The 16,448-nt window shown below is 67.8% G+C and carries 16 protein-coding genes and 1 tRNA gene; 5 read left to right on the forward strand and 12 right to left on the reverse strand.

The genetic code is table 11. The annotated features are described in order from the left end of the window. Positions 1-10: 10 nt before the first annotated feature. The 3 genes from ACZY0Y_RS05130 to ACZY0Y_RS05140 form a co-directional block, all read right to left on the reverse strand. A complete protein-coding gene (locus ACZY0Y_RS05130; protein ID WP_463957012.1) occupies positions 11-1,174 on the reverse strand; it encodes a tRNA (adenine-N1)-methyltransferase in 1,164 nt (387 codons plus the stop codon). A gap of 128 nt (positions 1,175-1,302) precedes the next feature. Next, positions 1,303-2,511: a site-2 protease family protein gene (locus ACZY0Y_RS05135; protein ID WP_463885027.1), complete on the reverse strand. Its 1,209-nt coding sequence runs from the start codon at positions 2,509-2,511 to the stop codon at positions 1,303-1,305. Then, positions 2,504-3,253 carry an HAD family hydrolase gene (locus tag ACZY0Y_RS05140; protein ID WP_463957013.1) on the reverse strand — a complete coding sequence of 250 codons (750 nt, stop codon included), beginning with the start codon at positions 3,251-3,253 and terminating at the stop codon, positions 2,504-2,506. Before ACZY0Y_RS05140 ends, ACZY0Y_RS05135 begins: the two co-directional genes overlap by 8 nt. A gap of 130 nt (positions 3,254-3,383) precedes the next feature. Here ACZY0Y_RS05140 and ACZY0Y_RS05145 point away from each other — a divergent pair, with 130 nt between their 5' ends. Continuing rightward, a complete protein-coding gene (locus ACZY0Y_RS05145; protein ID WP_160665863.1) occupies positions 3,384-4,289 on the forward strand; it encodes a PAC2 family protein in 906 nt (301 codons plus the stop codon). A 132-nt stretch (positions 4,290-4,421) separates the two neighbouring features. On the opposite strand, the gene mshC is transcribed toward ACZY0Y_RS05145, so the two are convergent. Then, on the reverse strand, positions 4,422-5,702 hold the full coding sequence (gene mshC / locus ACZY0Y_RS05150) for a cysteine--1-D-myo-inosityl 2-amino-2-deoxy-alpha-D-glucopyranoside ligase (RefSeq protein WP_463885031.1): 1,281 nt from the start codon (positions 5,700-5,702) through the stop codon (positions 4,422-4,424). Between the two features lie 15 nt (positions 5,703-5,717). Next, complete coding sequence (locus ACZY0Y_RS05155) at positions 5,718-6,551, reverse strand: undecaprenyl-diphosphate phosphatase (protein WP_463885033.1); 834 nt, start codon at positions 6,549-6,551, stop codon at positions 5,718-5,720. A 52-nt stretch (positions 6,552-6,603) separates the two neighbouring features. On the opposite strand from ACZY0Y_RS05155, the gene ACZY0Y_RS05160 reads away from it, so the two are divergent. Next, positions 6,604-7,539 (forward strand): aldo/keto reductase, encoded by a 936-nt coding sequence (locus tag ACZY0Y_RS05160; protein WP_463885035.1) that lies wholly within the window; start codon positions 6,604-6,606, stop codon positions 7,537-7,539. A gap of 36 nt (positions 7,540-7,575) precedes the next feature. On the opposite strand, the gene ACZY0Y_RS05165 is transcribed toward ACZY0Y_RS05160, so the two are convergent. Continuing rightward, positions 7,576-7,842, reverse strand: coding sequence for a hypothetical protein (locus ACZY0Y_RS05165; protein WP_160665871.1), 267 nt, complete (start codon positions 7,840-7,842; stop codon positions 7,576-7,578). Positions 7,843-7,881: 39 nt separating this feature from the next. Between ACZY0Y_RS05165 and ACZY0Y_RS05170 the strand changes: the two genes are divergently transcribed. Further along, the gene (locus ACZY0Y_RS05170) at positions 7,882-8,115 is read left to right on the forward strand and encodes a DUF5703 family protein (RefSeq protein WP_463885037.1); all 234 of its coding nucleotides are present in this window, start codon (positions 7,882-7,884) and stop codon (positions 8,113-8,115) included. Positions 8,116-8,138: 23 nt separating this feature from the next. Here ACZY0Y_RS05170 and ACZY0Y_RS05175 read toward each other — a convergent pair whose 3' ends face one another. After that, positions 8,139-9,302, reverse strand: coding sequence for an acyl-CoA dehydrogenase family protein (locus ACZY0Y_RS05175; RefSeq protein WP_463885049.1), 1,164 nt, complete (start codon positions 9,300-9,302; stop codon positions 8,139-8,141). 19 nt (positions 9,303-9,321) lie between these two features. Then, the gene (locus ACZY0Y_RS05180; RefSeq protein WP_463957014.1) at positions 9,322-10,626 is read right to left on the reverse strand and encodes a M20/M25/M40 family metallo-hydrolase; all 1,305 of its coding nucleotides are present in this window, start codon (positions 10,624-10,626) and stop codon (positions 9,322-9,324) included. A gap of 162 nt (positions 10,627-10,788) precedes the next feature. On the opposite strand from ACZY0Y_RS05180, the gene ACZY0Y_RS05185 reads away from it, so the two are divergent. Further along, positions 10,789-10,871: transfer RNA gene (locus tag ACZY0Y_RS05185), tRNA-Leu, on the forward strand. A gap of 370 nt (positions 10,872-11,241) precedes the next feature. Here ACZY0Y_RS05185 and ACZY0Y_RS05190 read toward each other — a convergent pair. Beyond that, complete coding sequence (locus ACZY0Y_RS05190) at positions 11,242-11,643, reverse strand: hypothetical protein (RefSeq protein ID WP_463885039.1); 402 nt, start codon at positions 11,641-11,643, stop codon at positions 11,242-11,244. A gap of 327 nt (positions 11,644-11,970) precedes the next feature. Between ACZY0Y_RS05190 and ACZY0Y_RS05195 the strand changes: the two genes are divergently transcribed. Further along, positions 11,971-12,639, forward strand: coding sequence for a neutral zinc metallopeptidase (locus tag ACZY0Y_RS05195; RefSeq protein ID WP_463957015.1), 669 nt, complete (start codon positions 11,971-11,973; stop codon positions 12,637-12,639). A gap of 52 nt (positions 12,640-12,691) precedes the next feature. On the opposite strand, the gene ACZY0Y_RS05200 is transcribed toward ACZY0Y_RS05195, so the two are convergent. Genes ACZY0Y_RS05200 through ACZY0Y_RS05210 form a run of 3 tightly spaced genes read right to left on the reverse strand, consistent with a single transcriptional unit; the run spans position 12,692 to position 16,400 of the window. After that, positions 12,692-13,684 (reverse strand): alkaline phosphatase family protein, encoded by a 993-nt coding sequence (locus ACZY0Y_RS05200; protein ID WP_463957016.1) that lies wholly within the window; start codon positions 13,682-13,684, stop codon positions 12,692-12,694. A 16-nt stretch (positions 13,685-13,700) separates the two neighbouring features. Beyond that, the gene (malQ, locus tag ACZY0Y_RS05205; protein WP_463957017.1) at positions 13,701-15,857 is read right to left on the reverse strand and encodes a 4-alpha-glucanotransferase; all 2,157 of its coding nucleotides are present in this window, start codon (positions 15,855-15,857) and stop codon (positions 13,701-13,703) included. Between the two features lie 9 nt (positions 15,858-15,866). Next, positions 15,867-16,400 carry a hemerythrin domain-containing protein gene (locus ACZY0Y_RS05210; protein WP_463957018.1) on the reverse strand — a complete coding sequence of 178 codons (534 nt, stop codon included), beginning with the start codon at positions 16,398-16,400 and terminating at the stop codon, positions 15,867-15,869. Positions 16,401-16,448: the final 48 nt, after the last annotated feature.

The following is a 16,448-nucleotide window of genomic DNA, read 5'->3' on the forward strand; positions in this document are numbered from 1 at the left end:
GAAATACGGACTACTTCGTAATGTCCGGATCGTCCTTGACATTGGTTCCGGCGATGGCGTCCCGGGCGGCCCGGCGCAGCTTCTTGTCCGAGACGGCGCGCTCCCCCACGGCCCCGGGCGTCCAGGCGTTGACATCCTCTTCGTTGAAGTCGGTCTTGGACGGGCGGCGCTTCACGGAGATGCCGGTGACGCCGTCGGCCAGCCGCCGGGTGACGAGCAGGAAGCCGGTGTGCGCGACCATCCTGTGGTCCGGACGCACCGCCAGGCCCTCGAGGTGCCAGCCGCGGACCATGGATTCCCAGGCGTCGGGTTCGGTGAAGCGGCCGTCAGCGCGGATGGCCTCGGCGGTACGGGACAGCTGCGTCACAGTGGCGACATAGTTGATCCACACGCCGCCCGGCGCCAGGACCGTGGCCACGGCGTCAAGGCATTCCCACGGCGCGAGCATGTCCAGGACCACGCGGTCCACGGAGCCGGGCTCCTCGGTGCGGACCACTTCCTCCTGGAAGTCGCCGATGCTGATCTGCCAGGCCGGGTGCGGGCCGCCGAAGATCGTCTCGACGTTGCCGCGGGCGATGTCGGCGAATTCCTCGCGGCGCTCAAAGGAGTGCAGGTAGCCGTTGTCGCCCACCGCGCGGAGCAGCGAGATGGACAGGGCGCCGGAGCCGACGCCGGCTTCGACAACGCGGGCGCCGGGGAAGATGTCCGCCATGGTGACGATCTGGCCGGCGTCCTTGGGGTAGACGACGGCTGCGCCGCGGGGCATCGAGAGAACGAAGTCCGAGAGCAGGGGGCGCAGTGTCTGGTACTGCTGGCCGACGTTGTTGACCACCACGGAGCCGTCCGGCTTGCCGATGATCTCGTCGTGGTTCAGGAAGCCGCGGTGCGTGTGGAAGGCGCCGCCGGCTTCGAGGCTGATCGTGTTCATCCGGCCGCGCTCGTCGGTGAGTTGCACGCGTTCGCCTTCGCGGAAGGGTCCGCGGCGGCGCGCTGCGCCGACGGGGGCAACGGCAGCACGTGCCGTGCCGTTCGCCGGGGCCGTGTGACTGACGGCTGTGTGAGTGACGGCTGCGTTTGTGACGGCTGCGTTTGTGACGGCTGCGTTTGTGACGGCTGCGCCGTCGGAGGTTCCGGCGTCGTCCGGGCTGGTGCTGGCGGCGGTGTCGCTGCTCATGAAGATGTTCCTCGCTCCTGGAAAACTGTGTTGCCGGGGATGGTGCCGGCGGTCCGGCTGCTGGTGCCCAAGGCGTTGGGCCCCGGATGGGAAATACGTGGCCGGAAATACACGACCGGCAGGTAACTCTACCGGTTTTGGCCGAACATCCGCTTGCCGGGGCCATCGGCCTTGCCGGTGAGGGCGCCCAGGACCGCGGATTGCCGGAGCAGTCCGGTGATGGTTCCGTCACGGTCCACGACGGCGTATTCGAGGCCGTCGAGTTGGGCCAGGTACTGGATGAGCTCTTGTCCCTTGGACCACTCGGGCACATAGGCGCCCGCGCCGAGGGCGTAGGAAACGGCCGTGAGGGGCGTGGAGGCGGCGGCGGCCGCCGGGACTGTGGCGACGGCCCCGCCGTCGACCACGGCAGCCGGGCGCCCGTCCGCACGGTAGAGCACGACGGCGGGAGCCGCACCGGTGACGGGGTCCGGGGACAGCGCCAGCACTTCGGCGACAGTAGCCCATTCCGGGAGGCCCACGGCCCTTTCGGCCAGCGCGCCGGCTTCCACGAGGGGCAGCCGGCCCCGCAGCCGCGCCTGTTGAATCGAGGCGGTGGCGCCCATCCACAGGAAGCTGCAGACAAGGGCGGTGATGATGATCAGCGAGTAGTCGGGCCGGCCGCCGCTGAGCAGGGGCAGGGCCACGAACCAGCCCACGAGGGCGATCACGATGATCCGGCCGCCCCAGCCGGCCGCCACGGTGCCCTTTTCCTGGCTGCCCGTCAGTTTCCAGACGGCGGATTCGACCAGCCGGCCGCCGTCCAGCGGCAACCCGGGCAGGACGTTGAAGATGCCGATCAGGAGGTTGGCCCAGACGAAAATGTTAGCGAGGATGCCCGCGACGCCGGTGAGGTCGCTGCCGGTCAGTAGGAGCCAGCCGGCGGCGGCGAGGACGAAGTTCGCCGCGGGGCCCGCCATCGCGACAAGGACGGAACGGCCCGGAGACGCGGTGAAACTCTCAAACTGGGTGTGCCCGCCCCAGAGGTTGAGGACGATCTTTTCGCTGGGCCAGCCGAAGATCTTGGCGGTCAGCGCATGCGCGAGTTCGTGCACCAGGACCGAGACCAGCAGCAGGACGGCGTAGCCGAAGGCCACAAGGTACGCGCCAAGTCCCAGTTCCGGGTTGTTCCTCTGCAGGACCGGGCCGTACAGGATCACCGTGAACGCCGCAATGATGAACCACGAATAGGCAAGGATCACCGGGATGCCGGAGATGCGTCCCAGCGGGATTCCCTCTTTGCGGCCCTGTTTCCGGGGTTCCTGCCCGCTGCGGCCGCGGGTGTCGGTGTCAGTCATGGACGGGCACCTTCGCCGTGCCGCGTTCCAGGCCGAAGGTCGCGTCCGGGAACTCGTGGCGCAGGGCCACGAGTTCTTCGAGGTCGGACACGGTCCGGCCCGCCAGGGTGTCCCACACGGCGTGGCGCGGATCATGCGGCAGGGGCATGATGTGCGGAATGGCGACGGTCAGCACGCCGGAGGAGACGGCGGCCGCCACGCCCGGTTCGGAGTCCTCCAGCGCGATGCAGTGATGCAGGCCGAGTTCCGGGTCCTGCCCCTGCAGCAGTTCGACAGCCTTGAGGTAGGCCTCGGGGTGCGGCTTGCCCTGCGTGACGGTGTCGCCGGTGACCAGGAAGTCGAAGTACGGCTTGGGCAGGCTGGCCACGATCTCCCGGGCCAGCGGTGCCTCGGACATCGTCACGAGGACGCAGCGGACGCCCGCGGTGTGCAGTTCGTCGAGCAGTTCGCGGGCGCCGGGCCGCCAGGGCACGGACGTGCGCACCTGGCTGATGACACGGGCCGTGAGGATGTCGATAATCTCCCGGCGTTCCAGCGTCACGCCGGCGTCCTGCAGAATGCCCGCGGAGAAGACCAGCGACTGGCCAACCAGCTGCATGGCCTTCTCATGGGACCACTGCCCGCCGTGCGCTTCAACCAGGGCGTGTTCGGCCTCAATCCAGTACGGCTCGGTGTCAACGATGGTGCCGTCCATGTCCCAGAGCGCGGCTTTGAGAAGGGGCTGGGAAGCTGAGGATTGCATGGTTTCAAGTCTACGGTGCGGCCCTGTGAGGGCCCTGATACTACGCCTTCGGCGAATATCGCCTGCCGGGCAGCCATTCCCGGCGCTTCATTCCATGCGGGGGCCGGGTCCTTGGACGTAGGGTGAAGAGATGAATAGCTTCGAGGTAGACCCCGCGGAAACGGGCGATGTGCCCGAGCCGGAACGGCTGCTGCAGCCCGTCCCTGAGGGCCGGCGCATCACGGTGATGCTCGCGGCCTTCGAAGGCTGGAACGACGCCGGGGAGGCTGCGAGCGATGCCTTGCGCTACCTCAACAAGCTCTGGGGCGGCAAGAAGGTCGGTTCGGTCGATGCCGACGAGTATTACGACTTCCAGTTCACCCGGCCCACGATCCGCCGCACGGCTTCCGGGGAGCGGAAAATCAAGTGGCCATCCACCCGCATTTTCAAGGCCAGTGTTCCCGGCTCCAACGTGGACGTCATTTTTGTCCAGGGCACGGAGCCGTCCTACAAGTGGCGCGCGTACACCGCCGAACTGCTGGTCCATGCCGAGGCGCTCCATGTCGACTACGTGATCCTGGTCGGTGCCCTCCTCGCCGATGTGCCGCACAGCCGGCCGATTCCCGTGAGCACGTCCACGGACGACCCGGCGCTGCGGGAGCGGATGGACCTCGAGGCCTCGCAGTACGAGGGTCCCGTCGGGATCGTCGGGGTCCTCGCGGAGGTGTCGCTGCTGGCCGGGCTGCCCACGGTCTCGCTCTGGGCCGCCGTGCCGCACTACGTGGCGCAGGCGCCCTCCCCCAAGGCCCAGCTCGCGCTGCTGCACCGCATCGAGGAGCTGCTGCAGGTTCCGCTCGATACCGCGGACCTCGTCGAGGAGTCGGACGCCTGGGAACGCGGCGTTGATGAGCTGGCCACCGAAGACCCGGAAATTGCGGCGTACGTGCGCCAGCTGGAGGAAGCGAAGGACACCGCCGACCTCCCGGAGGCCAGCGGCGAGTCGATCGCCCGGGAATTCGAGCGCTACCTCAAGCGCCGCGGCAAGGACAAGCCCTAGGGTTCGACCTGGCCGGCACCCGCGGACGCGCATGTTGCCTGGCGCTACGCAAAAGCGCTGGAGACCCCCGGAAGCGGGGGTCCCCAGCGCTTTTGCGCGTCGCCAGCCGATTGGCGGGTCGCCGGGCCGTGCTTAGAGTTCGACGCCGAGCAGCGCGTTGACGGCGTCTCCCACCAGGGCGGCATCCGACGGGGATCCTGCGTGGCCGGCCTCGAGGGCCGATTTTGCCCAGTCATCCATGGCGGCGACGGCTCCGGGGGCGTTCAGGTCGTTGGAGAGCTCCGCCCGCAGGCGGGACACCAGCGCGGCGGCCGATCCCTCGGGCGCGGCCGCGGCGGCGGCCCGCCAGGTGCGGAGCCTGTCCTTGGCTTCGGCGAACCCCGCCTCGGTCCAGGACCAGTCGCTGCGGTAGTGGTGGGCCAGGATGGCCAGCCGGATCGCGGCCGGTTCCTCGCCGGCGGCGCGGAGCTTGGACACCAGGACCAGGTTTCCCTTGGACTTGCTCATCTTCTCGCCGTCCAGTCCCACCATGCCGGCGTGTGCGAAGTGTTGTGCCAGCGGAACGCCGGTCAAGGAGTAGGCATGCCCGGCGCCCATTTCGTGGTGCGGGAAGATCAGGTCCGAGCCGCCACCCTGCACGGTGAACGGGGCCGGCAGGTACTTCTGGGCGATGACGGTGCATTCGATGTGCCATCCGGGCCGGCCTTCGCCGAGGTCGCCGCCCGGCCAGCTCGGTTCGCCCTGGCGGGCAACCCGCCAGAGCAGCGGGTCCAGGGCCTGGTGCTTGCCGGCCCGGCCGGGGTCGCCGCCGCGTTCGGCAAAGAGCTCCAGCATCTCGGCGTCGGACAACCCGGACACGGCGCCGAGGGTCCAGGCATCCGTGGCCTCGGCGGAGTGCTTGCTGGCGGCCTCGACGTCGTAGTAAACGTCCCCGTCAGGCTCGCCGGCAGCGCCGGCCACCCGGTACGCCAGTCCGCGCTGCACCAGCCGCTCGATGGCGGGCACGATCACGGGGATGGATTCGACAGCGCCCACGTAGTGGTCCGGGGCCAGCACGTTGAGGGCTTCCATGTCCGTCTGGAAGAGCTGGATCTGGCTGGCGGCGAGGTCACGCCAGTCCACGCCGGTCGCCGTCGCGCGCTCCAGCAGGGGGTCGTCGACGTCGGTGACGTTCTGCACGTAGGAGACCTGCTGGCGGCCGTCCCGCCAGGCGCGGTTGAGCAGGTCGAACGCGACGTAGCTGGCCGCGTGGCCCATGTGGGTGGCGTCATACGGGGTGATTCCGCAGACATACATGGACTGTTCCCCCGCTGCCCCGAGGGTGACGACGCTGCCCTTGGTGGTGTCGAAGAGGCGGAGGGCAGCCATGCTGCCGGGGAGCTGGGGAACGGGGCGGGAGATCCAAGACTTCACAGCCCAAGCCTAGTGCTAGGCGCTGATGACGTTGAAACCGAGCAGCAGGTACAGCGCCAGGCCCAGGAGAATCCGGTACCAGACGAAGAGCCGATAGGTGTGGGTGGAGACGTACTTCAGGAACCAGCCGATGATCACATAGCCCACCACAAAGGCGACAGCCGTGGCGAGGGCTGTTTCCGGGAGGCTGTAGGGCCCGGTGATGCCGTCCTTGGAGACGACTTTGTAGAGCTGGTAGAGGCCGCTGCCGAAGACGGCCGGGATGGCCAGCAGGAAGGAGTACCGGGCCGCCGCTTCGCGGGTGTAGCCCATCAGCAGTCCGGCGGTGATTGTGCCGCCGGAGCGGGAGACCCCGGGGATCAGGGCCATGGCCTGGGCGAGGCCGAAGAGGATGCCGTGTTTGTAGGTCAGCCGGGTCAGGTCGCGTTCCTGGCGGCCGACGGCGTCGGCAACGGCGAGGATCATGCCGAAGACAATCAGCATCGTGGCGACGATCCAGAGGCTGCGGAGGACCGACTCGATCTGGTCCTGGAACAGCAGGCCGAGGACGATGATCGGCAGGCTGCCCAGGATCACCAGCCAGCCCATCCGGGCGTCCGGGTCCTGCCGGGAGACTTTGCCGGCCAGGGAACCGGCCCACGCCTTGACGATCCGCACAATGTCGCGCCAGAAATAGACAATGACCGCGGTTTCCGTGCCGAGCTGGGTGATGGCCGTAAACGCGGCGCCGGGATCGGCGGCGTTGGGAAGGAAGGAGCCAACGATCCGCAGATGGGCGCTTGAGGAAATCGGGAGGAATTCTGTCAGTCCCTGCACAAGGCCCAGAAAGGCCGCTTCAAACCAGTTCACGTTTATAGACCCTACGTCATGAAGCTTTCCGAATCCCCGTAAGCTAGCTGACATGCAGCAGCGTTATGTCGGCAACAGTGGGTTGCGCGTGTCCGCCCTTTCCCTCGGCACCATGTCCTGGGCCCGGGAAACCGATGAGCAGGATGCTTCGGCGCTGCTGCGCACCTTCGCGGACGGCGGCGGGACCCTGATCGACACGGCGGCGTCCTACGGCGACGGCCAGGCCGAGGCGATGCTGGGCGGCATGCTGGGCGACGTTGTTGCCCGCTCCGAAGTGGTCATCTCCACGAAAGCCGGGGTGTCGACGCCGGACGGCCGGCGCAGCGTCGACACTTCCCGGAACGGCATGCTCTCGGGCCTGGACGCGAGCCTGGCCCGGCTGGGTACCGACTACGTGGACCTTTGGCTCGCCCAGGCCTGGGACGTCAACGTCCCGCTGGAGGAAACCCTGTCCGCGCTCGAATTCGCCGTGCGCTCGGGCCGCGCACGCTACGTAGGAGTATCCAACTTCAACGGCTGGCAGACGGCAAAGGCTGCGGCGGTGGCGGGCTTCCCGCTGGTCGCGAACCAGTCGGAATACTCCTTGCTGCGGCGCTCCCCCGAGGCCGAACTCATTCCTGCCATTGAGGACGCCGGACTGGGACTGATGGCGTGGGGTCCGATGGGTCGCGGGGTGTTGACCGGTAAGTACCGCGGGCACATTCCGGCGGATTCGCGGGCGGCCCATGCGCGGCTGGCCGGCTATGTGGAACCGTATCTTGAGGGTTCCGCGTCCAGCGTGGTGGAGGCTGTAGCGATGGCGGCGAAGGGACTGGGGCGGACAGCCCTGGACGTCTCACTGAGCTGGCTGCTGTCCCAGCACGGTGTTGCGACGGCGGTTGTGGGTCCCCGCACGCCGGTGCAGCTCAAGGAGATCCTGGATTCGACGCTGGCGCCGCTTCCGCCCCAGATCGCCCAGGCTCTCGAGGACGTTTCCAATCCCGCCTAGCGGCCGGCTCGCCTGGCCCCTGGCTTAACAGCCGGGTTAGTCCTGGAGGATTTCGAGGTCTTCCTCGTCGTCGATGTCTTCGTCTTCGTCCTCATCGATGCCGTCATCCATGACTTCAAGCCCCGTCACTTCGCCATACGCTTCATAGAGTGAGTCGTCGTAGACTTCAAAGGCCTCGGCAAGTGCGAAAAATGCCGCCTCGACCGCGGGGTCCCCGGCTCCCCGGCGTGACGAGGCAGCGGCGAGGTGTTCTGCCAGGGCATTCGTCAGGGCTTCAAGCGCGACACGCGGATCGATGCTCATGACTTCACGTTAGCCGGAAAAAGGAGAAAATGGAGAGCAATGAAAGAACATTTTCTCAGCAGCTCGGTCCGGCGGGAACGGGACTACGTGAGGCAGTACGAGTACCTCGTACTGACCGTCAGCCCTGAAGATTCCCTGCCCGAAGCGCGCCGCCGCCTGGTCGAGCATTCCGAGTACGGCAAGTGGGAACTCGAACGCAGTGTGCTGTATTTAGGCGGCAGCCGCCGCTTCTGGCTCCGCCGCCGGGTGACGCAGGTCCAGCGGACCGTTTAGGGTTCCGGGGTCCGGCGGACCGTCTAGGGCGTCTCCAGCGGTCCCAGCCACGCGTTCGCCACGGTGTTGTGCGCCGATTCGTCGTCCGAGGGGTGGAACATTCCCGCCAGCACGTCACGGTACAGCCGTTCCAGTTCGGAACCGCGGAAGTAACTCGATCCCCCGGAGACCCTGATGGCCAGGTCCACAACGGTGCGGGCTGTCTCCGTCGCACTGACTTTCAGTCCCACCAGCTTCGGGAACCACTGGCCGCCATGATCGGCCAGCGCGTCGACGTCCGCGGCCACGCTGGACAGCTGGGGGTACAGCGCGTCCATCGCCATCGCCGCGTCGGCGACCTTCCAGCGGATGTCAGGATCCTGGGCGTAGCTGCGCCCTTCGTTCTTGAACGACGTCCGTCGCTTCACGGCCTCGACCCCCAGGGTGAGGGCCCGCTCGCCGATGCCCGTGTAGACGGCCGCGAGCAGTGTCTCGAAGCAGGCGAATATGGCGAAGATCAGCGGGTCCGCGGTCGGGCCCACCGGCAGTTTCCGGAAGATGCGCTCCGCCGGCACCACCGCACCAGCCAGGACCGTGGTGTTCGACTGGCTGGCCCGCATGCCCAGGGTGTCCCAGTCGGCCAGGATTTCGTAACCGGGGGTGTCCCTGGCGATGAAGCCGTGGACCAATTGTCCGGCGCCGTCCCCGGCCGAGGCATCCTTGCCGAAGATCCCCAGCCGGGTCCAGGCCGGCGAGAGACTCGTGAAGATCTTGCGGCCGGTGAAGGCGTAGCCGCCACCGGGCTGCGGGACGGCGGAGGTGCGGGAATCGAACAGCACCGCATCGTTCCCCGCCTCCGAGTTCCCGAACGCGAAAATCTCCCCCTGCCCGGCCTCCCGGAGGACAAAGTCGAGCGAGGCGTCGCCACGGGCGGCCAGGACGTGCGCGACGCCGGTCCACACCAGATGCATGTTGATGGCCAGTGCGGTGGCGGGCGCCGCCGTCGCAAGCCGCCGCTGCAGCTGCGCCGCCGCCGCGAGCCCGAGTCCCAGTCCGCCGTCGGAGGCCGGGACGAAAATCTTCAGGTAGCCGGCCGCCGCCAGCTCCTCCAGGTCCTCGTGGAAAAAGGCGTTGTCCCGGTCGTAGCCGGCGGCGCGGCCGCGGATCAGTTCCAGCAGGGCGTCGGGCAGGACGTCTTCAGGGTTCAATGGCGTCGTCATTCCGGCCTCAGTAGTTGGTGAGCAGGGTATCCAGGACCCGTGCGCCAAATTTCAGGGAATCGGTGGGGACGCGCTCGTCCACGCCGTGGAACATCCCGGTGAAGTCCAGTTCGTCCGGGAGCTGGAGCGGGGCGAAGCCGTAGCCGGTGATGCCGAGCCGGCTGAGGGACTTGTTGTCCGTGCCGCCGGAGAGGGTGTACGGCAGAACCTTGGCGCCCGGGTCTTCCGCGTGCAGCGCGTCGATCATGGAGTCCACGAGGTTGCCGGCGAACGGAACCTCCAGGGAGACGTCGTTGTGGACGTAGCTCACGTCCACACCCTTGCCGGCAAGCTCGCGCACGACTTCGAGGACGTGCTGCTCCTGGCCGGGCAGGGTGCGGCAGTCGATGAGTGCCTCGGCTGATTCGGGGATCACGTTGTGCTTGTAACCGCCCTTGAGCAGGGTGGGGTTGGTGGTGTTCTGCAGGGTGGCGCCGACGAAGCGGGCCACGGTGCCGAGTTCCTTGAGGATCTTGTCCGGGTCGTCGGGGTCGAACTCCACCCCCGTGAGTTCCGTCACGCCGTCAAGGAACTGCCGGGTGGTGGGGGTCAGTTCCACCGGCCACCGGTACTCGCCGATCCGGGACACCGCGCTGGCCAGCCGCGTGACGGCGTTGTCGGTGTTGATCTGGGAGCCGTGGCCCGCACGGCCGTGGGCGACGAGACGGAGCCAGGACAGGCCTTTCTCGGCGGTCTGGAGCAGGTAGGTGCGCTGCCCGCCGATGGTGGCGGAGAAGCCGCCGACCTCGGAGATGGCCTCGGTGGCGCCGTCAAAGAGTTCGGGCCGCTTCTCGATCGCGTAACGGGCCCCGTAGGTGCCGCCGGCTTCCTCGTCAGCGAAGAAAGCGAAGATCAGGTCCCGCTTGGGCTTGCGTCCGGTGCGGGCAAAGTTCCGCAGGACGGCGAGGATCATGGCGTCCATGTCCTTCATGTCCACGGCGCCCCGGCCCCAGATCATGCCGTCCCTGAGTTCGGCGCCGAAGGGATCCACCGACCACTGTTCGCGGAGTGCAGGGACAACATCCAGGTGTCCGTGGACCACGAGGGCGCTGGCGGACGGGTCCTCCCCGGCAAGCCTGGTCACCACGCTGGCGCGGCCCGGTGCAGCCTCGAAGATTTCGGCATCCAGCCCCACCTCGGTCATCAGCCCCGCGGTGTATTCGGCGGCGGCCCGCTCCCCCGGGCCGGAGCCGTCACCGTAGTTGGACGTATCGATCCGGATCAGTTCCTGGCAGATTCTGACGACTTCGTCCTCGGGCCTGATTTCAGTCATGGTCACTCCTCGTGGCGTCGGCGCGGTTGCTCGCTTCAGCCTACCCACATGCCCCTGAAGGCCCCGATTATTTGTTTCGGGAAACTTCATGCTAGAGTCTTTCTCGCTGCTTCGGAGAAAACCGAAACGCTGAAAGGCGAAAAGGTTCACCGAATACCACCTGCGCGGGTGGCGGAATGGCAGACGCGCTAGCTTGAGGTGCTAGTCCTCGAAAGGGGGTGGGGGTTCAAGTCCCCCTCCGCGCACAACAGGAAAAGGCCCTGGAACCCCATGGATTCCGGGGCCTTTTTGTGTCCCCACGAGGGCTCCAGCCTGGGGGTTAGGGGTTAGCGGGTTAGCAGCCTGAGCCGCGGGTAATTAGGACAAAAACGTGTTTATATCCCCGGCGTGCCGGCGCGTCCTGCCTGGACCCTGAGCAAGCGGACCCGGGCGCGCCCCGGGGCTTCGCCCGTCGTAGGCGGTCCGGGGGCACTTTGACACGGACACGCCGCAAACACAGGACCCAAGGGCCGGAAAACGTGTTCAAAGACGCCCCGGATGGCGAACGGCGCCGCCACTGGGAAGTATGCACAATCCGTACACACCTTTTATCCCACAACCCTGAGCCGCAGCAGGTCATTCGCCGCTGGAGCCCGGTTCCGGCCACTTCCACCGGCCGTCAGGCATGACCGTGTAGACCACGGCGCCGAAGAGAAGGTCGCTGGTTCCGGCGGGGTTGCCGCCGTGCCGGACGTATTCGGCTTTGGCCCTGCGCCCGAGGCGCTGCATCGCGGCGACACACCACCACAGGCCCGCCAGCCCGCCCAATGCTGTGAGGCCCGTGAGCGCATACCCGTCCTCGACGCGGGCGCAGGCACCCACCACGAAGGTGACGCCACCCGCGACGGCCGCGCAGAACGCGCCCTGAAGCAGCACCATGAACCGCAGCCACGCATTGTCGGGCCGGTTGTCGATGTTGTAGACGAATTCGTCGAGCCGGTCGGCCAGGCGCTGATTGAGGTCGTCGAGGGGGCTCACGGGGTCCTTAGTATCGGCTGTGCGCCCATGCTGCCAGTTTGGCGTGGACACGGCGTACCGGCAACCCTATCCTTGTGCCCGGGGGGGGAACACTCACCGAGTCGTGTCGGAACTGGCAGCACCTGGGGTCTCACCGGCGACCGAGGAGTACCATGAACCGTCGTACAGCCGCAGCGATCGAGCTGCCCGCTTCCCTGTTGATTCTCACCGCATGCAAGTTCCGCACCCGGCGGCGAGGCCAGCACAACCCCGTCCCCCACCCCCGGACCGACCGATGCCCCGCTCGCTTCCCGTCCGGCACCCGCCGCGCTGGAGGCCGCCACGCCGGTGGCCGCCCCGGAGTTCGCCGCGAGCAAGGGCCGGCTCTACTGCCCGAAGGGGTCACCGGAAGGCTGCCACAGCTATGCCGACATGCCCGGCTTCCTTGGCCACGTCATCGCGGTGACAGCGCCGATGTTCGACGAGAAATACGGGGTGGAGAACCGGCCGACGTCGTTCTACTTCGTGGCGGCTGGCCTGACCGGCGCCACGGCGTGCGTCAAGGACGATGGCAGCCCAGAAGAATACACCAGCCAGGACTACTCGTACTGCACGGCAGACAAGGCAATCTACGCCGGCCAGGACGCCCTGTGGCAGCTTTACAACGGCGTCGGGGGTGCGGCGCCCGCCGTCGGCTACGCCCATGAATGGGGGCATCACATCCAAAGCATCAAGGGTGTCCCGGCCCCGGAGACCGAAGAGGAGAACATACTGCTTGAGAACCAGGCGGACTGTATTTCCGGCGCCTGGGTGGCTCACGCGGCGCAGGCCGGCAATCTGGCATATCCCGGCGACCTGGGCGACGTCAACACCCTGCTGGCGGCCATTGCACCGCCGGGTCAGGGTGAGGCGGCGAGCCCTATCCAGGACCGGGCGGACGCCTTCATGCAAGGGTATGCGAACGGGCTTCCGGGCTGCAATTCGTACTTCTCCGAGACGCCCATATCTTCAGGATGACGCCGCGGCCGGCGCTGCGGCCGGCCGGGCGCCCGGCCGAGTCCGTTGGCAATCAACACCCCGCGCCGTTCCCGGTGCACTGGTTCAGCAACTCGACCATGGACGCGGCATTCCGGTCATTGTCCGTCAACGGGGCCAGGCCCCACACGTCTTCAATCGTGCGCAGCAAGGAGTAGTGCGTGTACCGGGTGTCTGACGTGAAGCCTTTCCGCGCCGCAGGACCGGCGAGGACGGTGACCACCTGGTTGCTGGCACCGCTCCCCTCGTCATAGGTGACGGCCAGAAGTGAGTTCTGTGTGGTGAACGCCGGCGAGGCGAGGATTTTGGGAACCTGCCGGGACAGCCAGTCGTCGCCGGTCCGGACCGGGCAGTCATGGGTGTCGCTGCACATGTCGGGAGTGATGAAGACGTAGTCCGGCAGGCCCCGGGCAGTCTTCAGGTCCTCGTCCAGCCGGTCAAGGGGTACCACGTGGTTGGAGCAGAAATCCCGGTCATCCGTCACGGACGGATAGTACATAAACGGGTTGTGCTTCACCGCGTATCGTCCGGAGTCCTCGGCCAGGCACGGCTCCGGCATGCCTTCTGCGTACATCCGCCAGTCCCGGCCCGACCCGCTGATTTCGTCGGCAATGGTGCGCACATCTGCCTGGCAGCTGTTTGCCTCGGGGTCGCAGTTGCTCGTGATACCGGCCGTGGTTCCGCTGGTCAGGGCGATGTAGTTCGGCAGGCTGGGCCGGGTGATCCCGTGATAGTTGGCTGCCAGGGCGTAGTCCTTCGCCAGGCTGTTCAGGTACGGCGCGTCATCGGCTCCCAGAATCCGCTCGGCGGCCTTGTTCTCCATCACGATGATGACCACATGGTCCACCGCGCGCCGGGCAGGACCGGACGGTGACGCGGTACCCGTGGCCGGCCGGGAGGACGGCCCGGTACCCGGCGTCGACGTCGACGGTGCCGGGGAGGGTGCCGGCCCGGGACCGGTGCACCCGGCAAGAAGCAGGCCCAGCGCAAGGAGAGCGGCCGGGACGGGACCGCCAAAGCGCCTCACTGCACCCCCACCGCCCCTAGTCGTGAAGAGGCAGTGCGGCCCGGATGGTGCCGACCAGGGAGCGGAAACCGGGATCGGCCTGCAGCGCGTCCAGCAGGACGGGCCCGCGCGGCCCGGCCAGCGGTATGCGCCAGTTGGGATACTCCGTGCTGGTGCCGGGCTGGTTCTGGGTCCGGGTTTCGCCCACCGCGTCAACGAGTGCGACGCCGAGCAGGGACGAGGGCGTCAGGGTGGTGAACGCGTACAGCGCCTCAACAGTGCCCTGTACGTCCACGTGGCCCGGTTCAGGCAGCAGGCCACGTTCCCGCAGCAGGCTGAGCACCGCCTGCTGCTCGGCGGCCGCCTCCGCCCGTTCCTCTTCCACCGGGCGCTGCAGGAGGCCCAGGGATTCGCGAAGGGTGACGTGCTCGCCGGCCAGGTAGCCGGCCGTAGGGGGAAGGTCGTGGGTGTTGACACTGGTCAGGCACTGCTGCCGGTACCGTTCCGGCGGAATTGGGCCATCGGCGTCGTGCTCGAACCAGAGGATCGAGGTGCCGAAGATCCCGCGTTCGGCCAGATAGTCCCGGACCCAGGGCTCAAACACCCCCAGGTCCTCGCCTATCACGACCGCCCCGGCCCGCTGCGCCTCCAGGGCCAGAATGCCGATCAGGGCCTCGTGGTCGTAGTAGACGTAAGTGCCGTCCTCCGGCCCGGCCCCCGCCGGGATCCACCACAGCCGGAACAGGCCCAGGATGTGGTCCACCCGGATCCCGCCGGCATGGCGCAGCACGGTCCTGAGCATGTCCCGGTACGCGGCATAGCCCGACTCGGCGAGCCGGCCCGGGTGCCAGGGCGGCTGGGTCCAGTTCTGTCCCTGCTGGTTGAACATGTCCGGGGGCGCCCCGACCGTGACGTCCCGGGCCAGCACGCCGGCCAGGGACCAGTCGTCCGAGCCACCCGGTTTCACCCCGACCGCAAGATCGTGGACGACGCCGATTTCCATGCCGGACCGCCGGGCCGAGCGTTGGGCGGCTTCCAGCTGCTGGTCGCAGAGCCACTGCAGCCAGCGGTGGAATTCGATCCGGCCGGCGAGCAGGGCCCGCTGCTCCCGGCAGTAGGCGGTGTCCGGTGCGGTTGCCTGCGCTGCCCACTGCGGCGCGCCCGGGGGCAGCTTCTCGGCCAGGGCGCACCAGAGGGCATAGTCGTCGAGTCCCTGCCCCTGCCCGGTGCAGAATTCCGCGAACGCGAGGGCCCGGGCGGGGTCGCGCGGGACAGCGAACAGCAGCTCGAGGGCCGCCAGTTTTGCACCGAAACTGCCGTTCCGGTCCAGCAGGGCGGTCGTATGGTTGGCGGCGCGCTGCCGGCTGGCCAGCCGCTCCACCTCCGCCCTGCCCTTCGGGTCGAGATAGCCGTATTCGGGGATCTCCTCCACGCGCAGGTAGAGGGGGTTGAAGAAGCGCCGCGTCGTGGGAAGGTAGGGCGAATCCTCGACCGGGGGCCGGGGCTCGGCGGCGTGCAGGGGGTTGACGAGCAGGAAACCGGCACCCTCCTGGCCTGTCATCGTGGCGAGGTCCGCAAGGTCCGCGAAGTCACCAATACCCCACGAACGGGAGGACCGCACGGAATAGAGCTGCGCGGTCAGTCCCCAGTTCCGCCGTCCGGCGAGCGCCCCGGTCGTGCCAAGCCTGCGCGGTGTGACGATGAGCGGGCACTGGGCCAGCGTGCCTTCGTTGTCCGCCAGCAGGGTGTGCCACCCGAGGGGAACCCGGTCCGGGACCACGAAGGTCGCCCGGCCGGTGAGGACGCCGTCGACGTCGACAGGGGCGTCCCAGTTGTCCCGCTGGGCCACCTCGTACCTGGTGCCGTCTTCCGCGGCAATCCAGACTTTCGCGGGGCTGCCGTGCGGTACATGGACGTTAACCGACAACTCCTGCCCTTCGCGGGCGACGGCGACCGGAGGCAGCAGGCGCCGCCACGGCGCCAGTCCCGCCTCCGCCAGGGACCGTTCCATCTCGTCGGGTTCCCCGGCCGGGACGCCCAGGGCGGCCAGTACACCGCGCAGGGTATGGTCCGACACGGAGCGTTCAACGCCGTCCCAGCCCCAATAGGAGGTACCCACGCCGTGGGCCGCCGCGAGTTCCTGCAACAAAGAGTCTGTGCCGGGAGAGCTGTTGTGGTGCATTCCATCCGCCATGGGGCAACTCTAGACGCTGCCCGCTTGCCCCGTCCCGTGTTGATGGACGTGGGCTTCTCCGACCAGTTCGTGCAGGCCCTCGACGGCGCGCGCGAGTGACAGTTCAGGGGAAGCAACGATGAACGGCATCAGGAGCCTGTTTTCCTTATCCAGGTGCAGGGCGAAGATATTCCGGATGGAACCGGCAGCCACGGCGGAGTCCACTCCGGAGGATCCCCGCAGGTCCTCGACCAGGCCCACGATCACCTGGTGCTCGGCCAGCATCCCCTCCACCAGGAGCTTTGCCTGCGGCGTGTTCCGGGGCGGGCTATAGAGTGGCTCCTCCTCAGCCAGCGCGTGCGGGACGAGATCGGTCTCGCACCATTCCACCAGGACCTCGTGCGCATCATACTCAGCCACGGTGTCCCCTGTCTGGACGGCATGGGTGAGCGTTTCCGTCAGCGCATTGAGGCGCTTGAGCATGCCGGCGTGGTGGTGCTCCACCGCCGCCAGGGCCCCGGCTTCCTCCTCGGCATTCTTCGTGTTCTCCGCGGGCTGATCCATGACGTCTCCTGTTTGTGCTGGTTTGTGCTGGATCCGGGGTTCGGCGGG

It is taken from the genome of Pseudarthrobacter kochi (genome assembly GCF_055412805.1).